The following is a 15,922-nucleotide window of genomic DNA, read 5'->3' as shown; positions in this document are numbered from 1 at the left end:
ATGCGCCAGCATCGGCCATCAACGCCGGTGGCTTTGCCAACGACGGGCCACCGCCACCGCTGCGCGAACCAAGTACGGGCAGTTCGAGATCTGTCGCAACCTGCAGGCGAAACTGGTGCGGCCTGTCGGATGGAAGGCCCTCGATCCCGACGAAGCATCGGTGTTCAACGACGCATCTCTGCTCCGGCCATCGCCCTCGAGACGCAAAGAAGCTCGCACTTCCAGTCGCAAGCAGCTGTCGGTCCGCGGCGACACACGCACACTCCGATCCTCGTCCCCGGCAACGGACAACGGCGCAGAAGCGCGCATGTTGCAGTGCAACTTGACGGTACGACGTATAGACTTTTTATACTACAATTCGATCGGATGGTACTGGCTGTGCGCCTTTGTCCGAATCGCTGCGCGCAGGTCTCGCTGACACTTCGCATTAATTGGGGAGAACAAGTCATGCAACAAACCAACATGGCGCTTTCGGTACATTGGGCGCTGGTGACCATAGGGGCTGCTTGCCTGATCGGCTATACCGCACAGGGCTATGCTCAAACGAGCGCTCCTGCCGCACCAGGCAGTCCAACGACATCCACCTCCGAAGCTAAAAGTGGAGCTTCAAACGCCTCCAAGACGCCTGCCAAGAAAAAAGAGGCGACCAACTTGAGCGCGGTAACCGTCACTGGCCAGCTTGCCGCCATCCAGCGCGCGCAATCTGTCAAGCAGGACGCAACCAACGTCGTGGATTCCGTTTCGGCCGAAGAAGCCGGCAAATTCCCCGACCCCAACGTCGCTGATGCGCTGCAGCGTGTCCCAGGCGTATCGGTCGACCGCAGCGGTGGCGAATCCAGCCAGATAGCGATTCGCGGCTTCGGCCCGGACTTCGTGGCGGTCACTGTCAATGGCCGGCAAATGGCGACCGCATCCGGCTCGCGCGCGTTCGATTTCAACGTGCTCTCATCCGACATCATCAACATCGCCACGGTCAACAAGACCTCATCTGCGGATATCCCGGAGGTCGATATCGGCGGCGTGGTTGACGTGCAGACGGCACGGCCCCTCGATTTCAGTGGCTACCATGCCTCCGGATCGATTGCCGGTGTCAACAGCAACCTGACTGGAAGCTGGGCCGGCAAGACAACACCCAAGGCGTCCGGCCTATTCGGTTGGACCAACGCGGATGATACCTTCGGCTGGCTGGCGTCCGTGCAGTATTACAAGCGGAAAGACACCCAGATCAACACTCAGGCCAACTCCTGGTACGTCAACCAGGACATTTCCAAACTTTCCGGGTTGAGCAATCCCAATTACACGAACGTCGCCATCCCGGAAACCTTGGCCAGTAACGTCCTTGATGAAACGCGCACCCGCAAGGGCTTCAGCGGTGCCATCGATTGGCGTCCGATCGACCAGTTGACCATCAAGTTCGACACTCTGTACTCAGGATACAAGGTCGACTCGCTGGTACACGAGTTCGGTGAGTATGGCAACTCTGGCGACTTCCAATCGCTCACCACCGACGCCAACAATACCGTACTGAATTATGTCCGGAAAAATACCGGGGCCATGTCCAACGACTACGTGATGGCCTACTACCCAAGCAACGAAGTCATGCTGCAAAACGGGCTGAACGTCTCGTTCAACTTCGACGCATCCACCATGCTCACCTTGGATATTTCCAAATCCAAGGCCTGGAACAAACAAAGCCCCGATGGTTACTTTTCGGTCATTGGAACTCGCAATGTCGGCGTCAACCCGACCTGGACCAACAACGGCAGCAACGAGCCACCGGACTACACCAACATAATCTCCACTACCGACACGAGTGACTTGTTTGCACATTGCTGCAATTTGGGCGGGCAGTCGAATAACATTACCGATGGTATAACCCAATACCAAATCAACCTTTCGAAGTACTTTGATGGAGATCTGCTGTCGCAGCTTGAATTCGGACTGCAGGAAAACCGCCAGTACAACAAATCCGTACAGTGGGCGACACCGCAGGGTATCATGTGCAATGCGTACTGCGGCTACGCCGTCAAGGTGCCGGCCGATGTAGTTCAGGCCTACATCTACACGCCGCCCGCACCCATCCATGGCGTTTCCCAACCGAACGTGCCGGCACAGTGGGTTCAATACAACGTCGCCTCCTACTTCAACTGGCTCATCACGCCGGCCGCCTACAATCAACTGGCACCAGACAAGCGCGCTGCGTTGCTTGCGGCGCTTGCGCAATACGGCAGCTTCGCTCCCAAAGTTAACCCCGGCAGTTACAACAAAGTATACGAGGTGGACAAAGCCGCCTTCGTCAAAGCCGTTTTCCAGGGCACAATGTGGGAAAAGTCATGGACTTTGGATGCTGGCGTCCGGTTCTTGGACGTCAATTCCGAGTCACAGGCGATCTTCCAAGAGCCTGTCAGTTACCACATCGATCCCAACGACAGCAGTGCAGGCCAAGTTGCCTATGGTCCGTTGCAACCGCAGTCGGCTACCGGCAGCTATCACAAGTGGATGCCGTCACTAAACTTTAAGCTCAACCTCCTCGACAACTTGGTGTATCGTCTTGCATTCTCTAAGACGCTCACCCCACCCGAGCTCAGCAACCTTTACTACAACCAGAGCTTCGGAACGCGCCCTGAATCGCTAACGATTACCCAGGGCAACCCCAACCTGCAGCCCTATACCTCAATCAACTGGGATACCGGCTTGGAGTGGTACATCAACGACGCCAGTTACCTGTCGCTGGAGACGTTCTACAAGAACGTCAGCAACTTCAGCACCATTGCCACCACCCCCGTGCAGTTCCTCGGCTACACCTGGGCATTGAGCGAGCCTATCAATCTTAATTCCGCCAAGATCTATGGTGAAGAGCTGACCTTCAACTACCAGTTCAAGAATGTGTTTCCAGCGCCATTCGATGGTCTAGGCGTGGCTTTCAACTACACCCATGTCAAGAGCAGCGCTAACCTTAATCCGGGAAGAATCAGCACGTCAGGTAAGTTCGCGGTACCTGGTATTGGCGATTCGGCTAACTTGAGCACCTATTATGAAAAAGGACCTTGGCAGGCTCGCCTAGCCTACAATTGGCGTGGCAAATATCTGCGCAGCATCGCGTTTGGAAGCGGCGCGCAACCAGCTACTCGTACCTCCTACGGCGAGCTTGACTTAAGCGCTAGCTACAAGCTCAACCCCCACGTTTCGCTGTTCGTTTCCGGTACGAACCTGACCCGCTCGCACCTTTACGATTACTCGGTTTACCCGAACCGTTTCCTCTATGCAGAGGCAGACGGTACGGTATACACCGTTGGCGTTCGCGGCAGCTTCTGAAACCCGAGACACCCCGGATGTCACTTACGGTGGGAACAGGAAACCACCAGCGGCATCCCGGGTGTCACCGAGTTCTCCGAAAGATGAACGCGGTTGACCACGTGAGGCAGGAGACCTGTCGCCCAACTTAAATCGCTCATTCTGGGAAGCATACACGCACGTGGCGTTGGCGCGTCTCAGCGTGCGACGTTTTATACATTACAAGCATCCCAGCTTGGGCCCTCAATGCCTTCTCAACGGCATGTAACACCGGTCCGCGCTAAGGCATGGCCGACCGGCTTCAAGCACTTGTGGTACACGATCCAAGTGCTGGCACCGCTGCGGTGGCAAGTTTATATTCCGTTACCAACAACGGTATTTTTTAGCTCCAAGCTTTTCGATCTTGTTTCAATCCCCAAGGAGAGAAGTCAATGAATCGTTTACTCGAGCGTCTGTTACACATTGCAACGCCATTTGCGTTTGTACTTGTCGCCGCCACGGGGCCTGTCTACGCCAACCAGACTACGCCTCCGTTGCCACAGATGGGTTTCAACAATTGGAACTCCACTCACTGCCGCCCAGAGTTCAACGAGATCATGATCCGCGGCATCATTGACAAATTCATCAGCCTCGGCCTGAAGAATGCCGGATATGAATACGTCAATATCGACGACTGCTGGGCCTATTGGAAGAGGGGCAAGGACGGCAGCCTGCAACCCAATCGAGTGCGTTTCCCAAGCGGGATCAAGGCGTTGGCTGACTACGTCCATGCACACGGCCTCAAATTCGGTCTGTACTCCAGTGCTGGCACTTGGACCTGCGAACCTCGTCAGGAAAATCGCGGCTTTCCTGGCGGCCTCGGTCATGAAAAGCAAGATGCCGCCACTTTCGCATCGTGGGGCGTGGATTACCTTAAGTACGACAACTGCAATAATCAAAAGGTTGACGCCGTCAAACGATACACCGCTATGGCAGAAGCCCTGCGCGCCACCGGCCGGCCAATCTTCTACTCAGTTTGCGAGTGGGGCCAAAACAAGCCTTGGCTTTGGGCGGGAAAGCCACCAGTCGACGCCGAATCGTGGCGTACCACCGAGGACGTCAGCGACAACTACGCATCCATGCTGAAAATCTTCAAGCAAAATGTGGTATTCGACAGATATGCTACGCCAGGTCATTGGAATGATCCCGACATGCTTGAAGTCGGCAACGGTGGTATGACCGACACCGAGTACCGCAGCCAATTCAGCCTATGGTCCATCATGGCTGCACCGCTGTTGATCGGTACCGACCTACGCACGATCAAACCGGATGCGTTACAGATACTGCTCAACAAGGATGTGATTGCGGTGGATCAAGATCCGCTTGGTGTACAGGGCAAACAGGTGAGCGATGCGACCGGCATCCACGTGATCGTCAAGCCACTCAAGGACGGCAGCAAGGCTGTTGCGGTGTTTAATGAAACTGATACCACACGTAACGTGAGCGTGAACTCCACTGAAATAGGCCTTAAGCAGGGTGCTAGCTATCGCGTACGTGACCTTTGGACCCACGCGGATATGACGAGCGACGGTTCCATCAAGGTCAATCTCCCGGCGCACGCGACGATGATGTACCGCATCAGTCAACTCTGATGTGGACGCGGCCAACCGCGTTCGCAGACGAGCTGAAAGGTCGTGGTCTCCTATGCTGAGAATAGGGAATACGGCGCTTAGTGTTTTGGTTCTTCCCGAAGCCGGCGGCGGGATCGCCGGCTTCGACTGGCATGGACGGGGAGGCTCAATACCCTTGTTGCGCCCTTACAACCCTACGCCAGAGCGACCGGAACATCAGATCGATCCAAGGCAACTGTCTTGCTTCCCACTGGTGCCATGGAGTAACCGCATTGCCGACGGTGGGTTCACGGTCGGCGGACGCTGGGTTGCATTGCAGCGTAACTGCGAGGATGAGCCTTGGCCGATTCACGGCAGTGGATGGCAGCACGCATGGCGGGTGGAGGCACACACGGCATACAAGGTGCGACTTTCGTTGCGGCAGCATGCGGCGACCGCGTATCACTACGAAGCGATGCTTCAGTACGCCGTGTACGGCTACACCTTGCGGGTTGATCTGGCGGTCACCAATACCGGACGCGCGACGATGCCGTTTGGACTCGGGCTGCATCCCTTTTTCACCCGCCTAGATGGCGTGCGCCTGCTCGCACCGGCGTCCAAGGTCTGGCTCAATGACGGCCGGACGCCACTGCCAACGAAGCGCGTTGTGGTTCCAGCAAGGTGGGATTTCCGAACCGAGCGCTCGTTGCCGGAGAACGGCCTCGATCACGCGTTCCAAGACTGGACCGGTACGGCCACGATTCATTGGCCATCGGCTCGACTTAGCCTGCGGATCGATGCCAATGTTGACGCGTTCGTGCTCTATACACCAGCTGACCGCAACTTCTTCTGTTTTGAACCGGTCGACCACCCCATAAACGCTGTACACCTGCCTGGCGGGGCAACTGACAACGGCATGACGATGCTTCCGCCACGGGCCACCTTGCGGCGCCGCTTTTCGTTCAGCGTGATCGGCATGTCGGGAAATTGATAAGCGTGAATAAAAGTACCGCGCGGTCTGCACGGGCAACTTGGCTGACATTTCCGCGGCCTCGAGTCATGCATTTCCGTTACCCGAAATTCCCCGTATCGCGATGCAGTGATTGCGGAATAGGTACCCAATCGTACGACGTCAACCTGTCATAACCATAAGGGCAATTGTCATGAAAAGTCATCCATGGATAAAGGCCGGGATTATTGCTGGTGGCCTTACGTTGTCGGCGGTTGGGCTGGCCAGTACGCGTGCCGAGATTTCCGCGCCAATGTCCGCGATGCACCAGATCAGTTTCGACAAATACAGCTTTCTCATCGACGGGAAACGGATCTACATCTGGTCCGGCGAGTTCCACCCATATCGTTTGCCAAGCCCTGGTTTGTGGCCAGACATCTTCCAGAAGATGAAGGCGGCCGGGTTCAACACCGCCTCGATCTATTTTTCCTGGGGCTACCATTCGCCACGCGCGGGCAAGTATGACTTCGGCGGCATACGCGACATCGACAAGCTGCTCGATGACGCGCGTGAAGCCGGCATCTACGTAATCGCCCGCCCCGGCCCCTACATCAACGCCGAGATCGACAGTGGCGGCTTCCCGTTGTGGCTGACCGACGAGCCGGTCAAAAACCGCAGCCCAGATCCCGCCTACCTCAAGCTCGCCGATCAGTGGATGACACAAATCGACCATGTCCTCGCCCGCCACCAGCTCACCAATGGCCGTGGCACGGTGATCGCATACCAAGTCGAGAACGAGTACTACAACGGCTCAGCGGACGGCCGCGCCTACATGCAGCACCTTGAGGGCAAGGCCCGGGCGGACGGGATCACAGTGCCGTTGGTCGGCAACCACAACGCAACCTTCGTGACCGGCAAGGGCGCGATGCAGGTCAGCGGCTGGGACTATTACCCGCAAGGTTTCGACTGCTCACATCCCTCACAGTGGAAGCCCGCCCCGGACATGGCTGAACATCGGTTCGCCGGTGAGCCGCTTTTCACGGCAGAGTTCCAGGGCGGTGCGTTCGACCCTTGGGGCGGACCCGGTTACCCCAAGTGCGCACAACTCATCAACGATCGCTTTGCCAACGTCTTCTACAAGGAGAACATTGCGGCGGGGGCCACGGCGCAGAACTTCTACATGCTGTTCGGCGGCACGTCGTGGGGCTGGCAGGCAATCCCGCAAAACTACACGTCCTACGATTACGGTGCGGCGATCACCGAGGGACGGCAGTTCGATCCCAAGTACTACGAGGACAAGCGCATCGGCTATTTCCTCCACGCAGTCGCGCCGATCGCCAAGACCGACGCGATGACACCGGGCCGCCTCAACAATCCAGACCTTGTTGATCGCGCCCGCGTCAACCCGGACACCAATACACAATTTCATCTCGTTCGTCACGGCGACACCACCGCCTCCACCACCGAAACGACGCATCTAGCACTATCGCTGAAGGAAGGTCGGTTCGACATACCGCAAGAATCTGGCACCGCTATTACCATCAATGGGCGTCAGAGCAAGATGCTGGTGGCTGACTACCCGCTCGGCGCGACGCACCTGACCTATTCGACCTCCGAATTGATGACGGATGCGACGATCGACGGTCGGGACATCGCTGTGCTCTACGGTCACCGTGGCACCGCCGGTGAAACCTTGCTCGATTTTGCCGTCAAGCCGAAGGTAACGGTATTGTCGGGAAACGTCAGTCAACATTGGGGCAGCACCGGACTGCGGCTGAACTATCGCCACGACGGCCTGATACGCGTATTGGTCGACGGCGGCAAACGACCGCTGTTGCTGCTCATCGGAGACGACCAGGCAACGGAGCACGTCTGGCAGCAGGAAACGTCCCGCGGGCCGGTACTGATGCTCGGCTCGCATCTACTGCGCAGCGCACACTTCGGTGACGGCACCCTGGCATTGACTGGCGATGGTGACAGCGATGCGCATGCGGAGGTGTTTGCCGACAACTCGGCGAAAATAACGTGGAACGGCCAGCCGCTCGCTACCAAGCCCACCGCCTCGGGGGGATTGGTGCTCACGCTGCCGGTGCCGCGACCCGTCACGTTGCCGGTGCTCGACCACTGGACACAGCGCGCCGGCGCGCCGGAGATCTCCCGCAACTTCGACGATGCAAAGTGGCGCATCGCCAACCTCACCACCACCAGCAGCATCACCAAACCCGGCACGCTGCCGGTCTTGTTCGCCGACGACTATGGTTTCCATACTGGCAACACATGGTATCGCGGCCACTTTACCGTCGGTCCCGATCATGCGGCGCCTACTGGTCTAAAACTCGACGTGATAAGCGGCGGAAACGCCGGAGCCTTTTCGGTGTGGCTCAACGGGCACTTCCTCGGCAGCGTGACCCGCAATGAAACCGGCTCATTTGGTTTCCCTGCCACGATGCTCGTGCCGGGCGACAACGTCATTTCGGTGTTGACCGTCGATATGGGGCATGAGGAGGACTACAAATCCACCGGAGAGAACCGCACCGCACGCGGCATCGTCTCGGCCGAGCCGCTCGGCGTCAGTGCCAACACAATCACTTGGCGTCTACAGGGGGCAATCATCGACGAAAATCCGCAACGCGGCCCCTACAACTTTGGCGGACTCTACGGTGAGCGCCAGGAATGGCCAATCAAGCCGGGCAAGGCTTCCGACTGGCACCATGCGACGTTGCCGGCCAACGACGCCGTACCGGGAGTGAGGTGGTACCGCACCAACGCCACGCTCGACCTGCCCAAAGGCCAAGACACGTCGCTGGGGTTGGAGATCGAGGATCCGCCGGGCCGACACTACCGCGCCACAATCTTCGTCAACGGCTGGCAGATGGGCAATTACGTCGCTGACCTCGGCCCGCAGCATCGTTTTCCAATACCCAACGGCGTCATCAACCCACACGGGGGCAACGACATCACGATCGCCGTCTGGAAGACCGACAACTCGCCGGGCAGCCTCGGCACTGTCTCGCTCATCGATTTTGGCTCGTATACCTCACCGGTCGACGTTGAGCCCATCCGGTAGATGAGGTAACAAATCCCCGCCATCGAGAGGAGCTGGATTGTGCCCCCCGGGGCTCGGGGCGGTGAAACTGTGGCGCCCGTAGCCCACAGCACCAAGCTCAACCACAACGAGCGTCTAAACCGCAAAATCGATCCTCACCCTGAGGCGGATGGCGTCTTCCTGAACGAAGACGCCATCCGCCGACTGGCCGGCGCGATCCTGTTTGAGCAGACCGATGAATGGGCCGTGCATCGGGCTCGCTACATGCCACACGACACGCCGAGCGATGTCCCCGATCCTTCCACCGCCGAGCTACCTGCCCCGACAATCTGAACGCCGCAGCTCAAACCCACTCGGAGGCTATCGAGTCAGAGCCGACACCGCGAGCGAAAACACAATCGCGGCGGTGCATCAGCTTGAAGTACGCAGCGAGAGCTTGGCCGATACGGTGGGCTTTGAACCTACTCGGACCGCTGGACGTGTTTGGCGCTTGTCGCAGTCGCATCCTGGTGAAGGGGCGACCCTCAAGCGACCTTCTCCCCACCTGCCGTACCAACTAATCACGGGGTTGCATCTATCTCTTGCCATGTCCTGCGCCCCAGTCACTTATCCTCATCATGCCCAATCACTCGGCGTAACGGGCTACCAGCAGGCACCACGACGAGCCGCTGACCGATAACCTTGAGCCAGACCGTGGAACCGGCCCGAAGAGCCGGTCGACGCATTACGGATTTCAGTATCAAGCGCAGGATCCAGTTTCCACGGCGTTGAATGGTGCCCCGCCCCAATAGCCCTTGGGCATGCGTCTCCGGTTCGATTCAACGCGTAGTTGATGCGAAGTGACCTTGGTGCTACCGGACGCCCCGTAGCCAAAGCGTTCAATCCTCCTAAGGCCACACAAGGCGCTTGGATTTCGGGCGCTCTACAGCGCCGCCCGTCGGAGCAGCTGGGCGTTGATCGCCACAATCACTGTGCTGGCGGACATCAGGATCGCGCCCACCGCCGGGACCAGCAGGATGCCCGTCCAGGCCAGTGCGCCCGCGGCCAGTGGAATCGCCAGGATGTTGTAGCCTGCCGCCCACCAGAGGTTCTGCACCATCTTGCGGTAGCTGGCCCGGCTCAGGGTGACGATGCGCGGCACGTCGCGCGGATCGGAGCGCACCAGCACCACGTCTCCGGCTTCCACCGCCACGTCCGTGCCGGCGCCGATGGCCACGCCCACGTCCGCGGTTACCAGCGCCGGTGCGTCGTTCACGCCATCGCCCACCATGGCGACCTTGCGGTTGCCCTGCTGCAGCTCCCCGATCTTGGCGACCTTGTCCTCCGGCAGGATTTCGGCAAAGACCACGTCGATCCCCAGCTCCCGGGCAACGGACTCGGCGACTGCTCGGGAGTCGCCGGTGAGCATGGCCACCTTGATGCCGGCAGCGTGCAGGCGTTCGATGGCTTCCCGCGATTCGGGCCGCACCGCATCGGCGATGGCGAACACGGCGAGCACGCGGTTGCCTTCGATCAGGTAGGTGGCCGACTGCGCGTTGGCGGCCGCGGCCTGCGCGGCTTCCTGGATCATCCGGCCGGGCCGCGCGCCCAGCCGCCTGAGCATGGCGGGCCCACCGACATGCAGCAGGCGGCCTTCCACCTCGGCACGCACGCCCACCCCGGCCATCGACTCGAACCCGGCCGAGGCAGGTATCGCCAGGCCGCGCTCCTTCGCGCTCGTCGTCAGGGCATGGGCGATGGGATGCTCGGCGTCACGCTGCACCGCCGCGGCCAGGCGCAGGGCGTCGTCCTGCGTCACGCCGTCCTCGACTGTCATCGACACCACGCGATGCGAACCAAGCGTCAGCGTGCCCGTCTTGTCGAACACGACGATATCGAGGTTGCGTGCCTCTTCCAGACCGCGCCGGTCGCGAACCAGCAGGCCGTTCTGCGCGCCGATCGTGGTGGAGATCGCGGTTACCAGTGGCACCGCCAGCCCGAGGGCGTGCGGGCAGGCGATCACCAGTACCGTCACCACGCGGGTGATGGTGAAGTCCAGTGTTGCGCCCGCCGCCGACCATGCGACGAACGTGACCACACCCGCGCCAATGGCGACCAGCGTGAGCCAGAACGCCGCCCGGTCCGCCAGTGCCTGGGCGCGCGAACGGGACGTCTGCGCCTGCGCAACCAGGCGCATGATCCCGGCCAGGGCCGTGCTGTCCCCGGTGCCGGTGACCTCGACCCGGAGCGATCCCTGGCCGTTCACCGTGCCGGCGATGACCTTGGCGCCTTCGCTTTTTTCGACCGGCTTCGACTCGCCGGTAATCATCGCCTCGCTGACGCTGCTCTTGCCGCTCTTCACCACGCCGTCGGCGGGGATGCCCGCGCCGGGCCGGATCAGCAGCACGTCGCCGGCGCGGAGTTCGCCGACCGGGACCACCTCGGTTTCATCGCCGCGGGTGATCCGTACCGCCGTGTCCGGCAGCAGTTTGGCCAGCTCCTTGAGCGCGCCCTGGGCCTGGAAGATCGAGCGCATCTCGATCCAGTGGCCCAGCAGCATGATCGTCACCAAGGTCGCCAGCTCCCACCACAGCGCATGCCCCGGATAGCCGAGTGTCACCGCCGCGCTGTAGAGGAAGGCGACCACGATCGCCATCGAGATCAGCGTCATCATGCCTGGCAGGCGGTCGATCAGCTCGCCCCATGCGCCCTTCACGAACACCCAGCCGCCGTAGAGAAAGACGACGGTGCCGAAGATCGCGGGGAGGTACTGCGCGCCGGGGAACCGGGGCGCCGTGTACCCGAACCATTCCTGCAGCATCGGCTCCCACACCAAGGCGGGAAGGGTCAGTGCCAGGCTGAGCCAGAACCGGTCGCGGAACATCTCCACGCTGTGGCCGGCATGCTTGTCGTGGCCGGCGTGTTCGCCGGTGTCCGGCCCATGTCCGTGCGCGTGGTGCGCGGAATGCTCATCGGACGCATGGGCGTGCCCGGATGGATGGCGGTCGGTATGCATGGATGCCTCCGGTCAAGCACAGGTCGAAAAAAGATGGTGGGATCGCCGTCGCCATCGATGGCGATCGGCTCCTCCGTGTCCAGCAGGTGTGCCCGGTTCATTCCCGGTAAGCCGCCGCTACCACGCAGGCCCGGTGCAACGGTTCGCAGACCGCAGGCCGGCGACGTCAAAGGTTCACGAGGCCCCCGGCGCAGTGGGAAGGGACGTCATGAGCTTGGCCGCGGCAGCGCCGAGCGCCGGTCCCATCGAGATCGCGTTGGACGGATGGGCGATCGTGTCGGTACTGACGATTCTCGCCAGACGGGCGGCTTTCAGTTGCTCATAGGCATCACCCGAGAACACCGGATGGATCGCCACCACGACCGGCGCCGGCAGGCCGAGTCGTTCCAGGTGGCCGAGCGTCTCCAGGATCGTGCGTCCCGATGAAACAATGTCGTCGACCAGCACCGGGGTGCGTCCGGCGACGGCAGCGGCATCGGGCAAGCTGACGCTGACATCGTAGTCGCCGCGGCGCAGCTTGCGCAGCACCTGGAAGGGCACGCCGGCCCGCGTGGCGATGCTGCTCACCCATTGCTCACTTTCGCTGTCAGGCCCGATCACGATGGCGTCGGGCACATTCGAAGCGATCCAGCGGGCCACGAGCGGAGCGGCGCGCACGTGTGCCGTCGGGATGCGGTACAAGGCATCCAGTCGTGGCGTGCGATGCAGGTGGGGGTCCACCGTCACCAGCCAGTCGAAGGACTGCTCCAGAAAGCGCGCGAACAGCGGCGAGGTGACGGCCTCGCCGCGGTGGAAGCGGGTGTCCTGCCGCATGTAGCCGAGGTAGGGCGCAATCAGACCCACGCTGCGGGCGCCGAACTCACGGGCGGTCTCCGCGGCGAACCGCAGCGGCAGCGCGATGGCGTCGGCCGTGCGCAGGCTCGCAAGCATGGCGACGTCCGCGTCCTGCAGGGCAGTATCCAGGGTAACCAGGGATTCCCCATCGGGAAACCGGTGCCAGTCCAGCGGGGCAACGCGGGCGCCGAGTTCGGCCCCGACCGTCGCCGCCAGGGCGACGTCGGCGGGAAACGGGATCAGGATGCGATTCATGCGGCCTCCTCCAAGGCGAAGGGCACGGCCGTCGCCGCGTACTCCAGCGCGTACGCCAACTCTCCGCGCGACTGCGCATGGACGGTGAACAGGGGTTGTCCGCGCTGGACGACGTCACCGATCCGCCACGCGGTGGCCAGGCCCGCCGCAGGCGAGCCGGGGGCGCCGGCAAGCTTGGCAATGCGTGCCAGCCGGCGGTTGTCGATCGCCGCAATCCGCCCGGACGCACCCGCGGTGACGTCCGCGGTGAACTCCGCGTGTGGCGGCTCGCGGAAACCGCCCTGGGCTTCGCAGATCGCGAGGAACTTCGCCAGCGCCCGGCCCGAGTCCAACACCTCATTGGCCCGCGCTACCCCGGTGCCTGGGGTGGTGCCGGGCACCATGTCCAGCAGGGCACCGGCGAGCGCCACGCTGCGCTCGCGCAGATCCGCCGGTGCATCGGCGTTGTTGCGCAGGACCTTGAGCACATCCAGCGCCTCCAGCGCGGGCCCGATGCCCACGCCGACCGGCTGGCGGCCGTCGGAGCGGTACACGTCCAGCTGAAGGCCAAGCGCCGAGGCCGTGCCACCCAGCCGGGTGGCAAGACGGGTGCCGGCGGCGTCGCTGCGCACCTTCGCGGTCGGACCTACCGGGATGTCGATCAGGACGTGGGTCGAGCCGGCCGCAACCTTTTTCGACAGCACGCTGGCGACCAATTGCCCGTCGCTGTCGAAATCCAGCGGTCGCTGGATCCGGATCACGATGTCGTCGGCCGGGCTCAGGCGGACGTTGCCTCCCCAGACAATGCAGCCTCCCTCACGCTCCACGACGCGCCGCATGTCCGGCAGGTCCAGTGCCACCGGCGCCAGCACCTCCATGGTGTCGGCGGTCCCCGCCGGCGACGTGATCGCGCGCGAGGAGGTCTTGGGGATGCGGTAGCCGAGCGCGGCGATGATCGCCACTACGATCGGGGTGGTGCGATTCCCCGGCAGACCACCGACACAATGCTTGTCCAGCACCAGGCCTTCGCCCCAGTCGAGCCGCTGGCCGACGGTCAGCATGGCCCGGGTCAGCGCGGTGGTTTCACTCTGGTCCAGCCGCTCGCCGGCGGAGGCGGCGACGAAGGCCGCGAGCTCCAGGTCGGACAGCCGGCTGGCCACGGCGTCCTGCATCAGGGCGAGATACTGGGATTCGTCCAGACGTCCGCCAAACACCTTGGATCGCAGTGCACCCACGGAAGCCGCCGGCTCGGGGTGACGGAAGCTGGCCAGCTCCCCGGGCTGCGGTGCCAGTGCGCTCCAGGCCGCCTCCGAAAGAGCTGCCTCATCGACGGTGACCAGGTCGCCGACCACGACGTTCAGGGTCGCGATCAGCGTGCGCTGCCCGAGCTGCACCTCCACCCGGGTCATGGCGGCAAATCCTTCCGAGCGGCAAATCTCGCAGTCGCGGTGCATGTAGACCACCGGCTGCTGGTAGGTGTCGATGCCGGCACGGACGACCCGCATGCGGGTGTGGGTCAACGCGTTCATGTACCACGTCCTCCTTCCAGCGCCACCCGTTCCAGGTGTTCCGGAGCACGGGCCGACCATCCGAGCTCGCGCTGGATGCGCGCGCGCAACGTGTCTGCCGCGTCCGGCTCGCCGTGTGTCACGTAGACAATGCGTGGCGCCGTCGGTGCGGTGCGCATCCAGTCCAGCAGTTCGTTCGCATCCGCGTGGCCGGAGAACCCCTCCAGTTTGACGACCTCGGCGCGGATGGGAACGTCGCGACCGAACATCCGCAACGTGGACGCGCCCCCCACCAGGGCCGCGCCCCGCGTGCCACCGGCCTGGTAGCCCGCGAGCACGATGGCATTGCGATCATCCGGGCCGAACGCCTCGATGTGATGCAGTACGCGGCCGCCGGTGACCATGCCGCTGGCCGAGATGATGATCATCGGTCCGCGCTGGCGATTGAGCGCCTTGGACTCCTCGACGCTGTTGACGAAGGTCGTCAGCTCGTACATGCGGCGGCAATCCTCGTCCGACACGCGGTGTTCGTCGTGGTAGCGGTGGTAGATGCGGGTCGCATCGATGGCCATCGGGCTGTTGAGGTAGACCGGAACCCGCGGGATATCGCCCCGCTCCCGCAGCCGCGCCAGGTGCAACATCAACGCCTGCGCCCTGCCTACCGCAAAGGCCGGGATCACCATCACCCCGCCCCGGGCGGCCACCCGGCGCACGATCGGCGCGAGCTCGGCTTCCTGGTCGACGGACACGTGCGCCCGGTTGCCATAGGTGGACTCGCAGACCAGCACGTCGCAGGCGGGCAGCGGCGAGGGCGGGTTCATCAGCGACTCGTTCTGCCGCCCGAGGTCGCCGCTGAAGTGCAGGCGCTGGCCATGCACGTCCAGGCTGACATGGGCAGCACCGATGATGTGACCAGCCGGATGGAAGCGTGCCCGGATGCCGGGCACCACCTCGACCTCTTCGCCCTGGTTGTGCCCGTGCAGGTATTTCAGGCTCCTATGCGCGTCCTCTTCGGTGTACAGCGGCAGCGGCTCCTTGTGCTTCGAGTATCCCTTGCGTGCCGCGTACTTGGCTTCCTCCTCCAACAGGTGGCCGCTGTCGGGCAGCAACAGGCCGCACAGCGCCACGCTGCCGTGGGTGCAGTGGATCTGGCCGCGGAACCCCTGCTTGACCAGCGCCGGCAGGTATCCCGAATGGTCCAGGTGCGCATGGGTGAGCACGACAGCGTCGATGGCTGCCGGAGCCACCGGGAACGGGGCCCAATTGCGGTCACGCAGCTGCTTGTAGCCCTGGAACAGGCCACAGTCGACGAGCACGCGGTGCCTGCCATCTTCGACCAGATAGCGCGAACCGGTGACGGTGCCGGCGGCACCGAGGAACTGCAGGGTGGATCCGCTCGTGGTATTCATGATTGCTCCCGGGGGAATGGGGTGCTGCGTGCACGGTCCAGCAACGACTGGTGCTCGGCCGGCG

General features: G+C 62.2%; 9 protein-coding genes. 5 read left to right on the top strand and 4 right to left on the bottom strand.

All coding sequences use genetic code 11. The features are described from left to right. Positions 1-447 precede the first annotated feature (447 nt). The 5 genes from AC3WP6_RS01230 to AC3WP6_RS01210 all read left to right on the top strand — a co-directional run bounded on the left by AC3WP6_RS01230 (position 448) and on the right by AC3WP6_RS01210 (position 9,211). Complete coding sequence (locus AC3WP6_RS01230) at positions 448-3,315, top strand: TonB-dependent receptor (RefSeq protein WP_492625975.1); 2,868 nt, start codon at positions 448-450, stop codon at positions 3,313-3,315. Between the two features lie 410 nt (positions 3,316-3,725). Beyond that, a complete protein-coding gene (locus AC3WP6_RS01225; protein WP_492625974.1) occupies positions 3,726-4,925 on the top strand; it encodes a glycoside hydrolase family 27 protein in 1,200 nt (399 codons plus the stop codon). 52 nt (positions 4,926-4,977) lie between these two features. Further along, entirely contained in the window at positions 4,978-5,874 is an 897-nt protein-coding gene (locus AC3WP6_RS01220) for an aldose 1-epimerase (protein WP_492625973.1), read from the top strand. Positions 5,875-6,046: 172 nt separating this feature from the next. Next, positions 6,047-8,899, top strand: a complete 2,853-nt coding sequence (locus tag AC3WP6_RS01215) for a beta-galactosidase (protein ID WP_492625972.1) — start codon at positions 6,047-6,049, stop codon at positions 8,897-8,899. Between the two features lie 69 nt (positions 8,900-8,968). Next, the gene (locus AC3WP6_RS01210; RefSeq protein WP_492625971.1) at positions 8,969-9,211 is read left to right on the top strand and encodes a hypothetical protein; all 243 of its coding nucleotides are present in this window, start codon (positions 8,969-8,971) and stop codon (positions 9,209-9,211) included. Between the two features lie 589 nt (positions 9,212-9,800). Here AC3WP6_RS01210 and AC3WP6_RS01205 read toward each other — a convergent pair. From AC3WP6_RS01205 to AC3WP6_RS01190, 4 genes are all read right to left on the bottom strand, one after another. Beyond that, positions 9,801-11,741: a heavy metal translocating P-type ATPase gene (locus AC3WP6_RS01205; protein WP_492628618.1), complete on the bottom strand. Its 1,941-nt coding sequence runs from the start codon at positions 11,739-11,741 to the stop codon at positions 9,801-9,803. Between the two features lie 306 nt (positions 11,742-12,047). Next, positions 12,048-12,962 carry a ribose-phosphate diphosphokinase gene (locus AC3WP6_RS01200; RefSeq protein WP_492625970.1) on the bottom strand — a complete coding sequence of 305 codons (915 nt, stop codon included), beginning with the start codon at positions 12,960-12,962 and terminating at the stop codon, positions 12,048-12,050. Further along, a complete protein-coding gene (locus tag AC3WP6_RS01195; RefSeq protein ID WP_492625969.1) occupies positions 12,959-14,470 on the bottom strand; it encodes a thymidine phosphorylase family protein in 1,512 nt (503 codons plus the stop codon). The genes AC3WP6_RS01200 and AC3WP6_RS01195 overlap by 4 nt, the downstream gene beginning before the upstream one ends. Further along, a complete protein-coding gene (locus tag AC3WP6_RS01190; RefSeq protein ID WP_492625968.1) occupies positions 14,467-15,858 on the bottom strand; it encodes an MBL fold metallo-hydrolase RNA specificity domain-containing protein in 1,392 nt (463 codons plus the stop codon). The genes AC3WP6_RS01195 and AC3WP6_RS01190 overlap by 4 nt, the downstream gene beginning before the upstream one ends. Between the last annotated feature and the right edge of the window lie 64 nt (positions 15,859-15,922).

The organism is Rhodanobacter sp. FW106-HT46G03, from assembly GCF_058789895.1.
The sequence above is the reverse complement of the archived record's forward strand: the minus strand, read 5'-3'. Positions and strand labels throughout refer to the sequence as shown.

Excerpts from the sequence above, each read along its gene's own strand:
- AC3WP6_RS01190 (WP_492625968.1), bottom strand. The coding sequence starts at position 15,858 with ATGAATACCACGAGCGGATCCACCCTGCAGTTCCTCGGTGCCGCCGGC.
- AC3WP6_RS01205 (WP_492628618.1), bottom strand. The coding sequence starts at position 11,741 with ATGTTCCGCGACCGGTTCTGGCTCAGCCTGGCACTGACCCTTCCCGCC.
- AC3WP6_RS01230 (WP_492625975.1), top strand. The coding sequence starts at position 448 with ATGCAACAAACCAACATGGCGCTTTCGGTACATTGGGCGCTGGTGACC.
- AC3WP6_RS01215 (WP_492625972.1), top strand. The coding sequence starts at position 6,047 with ATGAAAAGTCATCCATGGATAAAGGCCGGGATTATTGCTGGTGGCCTT.
- AC3WP6_RS01225 (WP_492625974.1), top strand. The coding sequence starts at position 3,726 with ATGAATCGTTTACTCGAGCGTCTGTTACACATTGCAACGCCATTTGCG.
- AC3WP6_RS01195 (WP_492625969.1), bottom strand. The coding sequence starts at position 14,470 with ATGAACGCGTTGACCCACACCCGCATGCGGGTCGTCCGTGCCGGCATC.
- AC3WP6_RS01200 (WP_492625970.1), bottom strand. The coding sequence starts at position 12,962 with ATGAATCGCATCCTGATCCCGTTTCCCGCCGACGTCGCCCTGGCGGCG.
- AC3WP6_RS01220 (WP_492625973.1), top strand. The coding sequence starts at position 4,978 with ATGCTGAGAATAGGGAATACGGCGCTTAGTGTTTTGGTTCTTCCCGAA.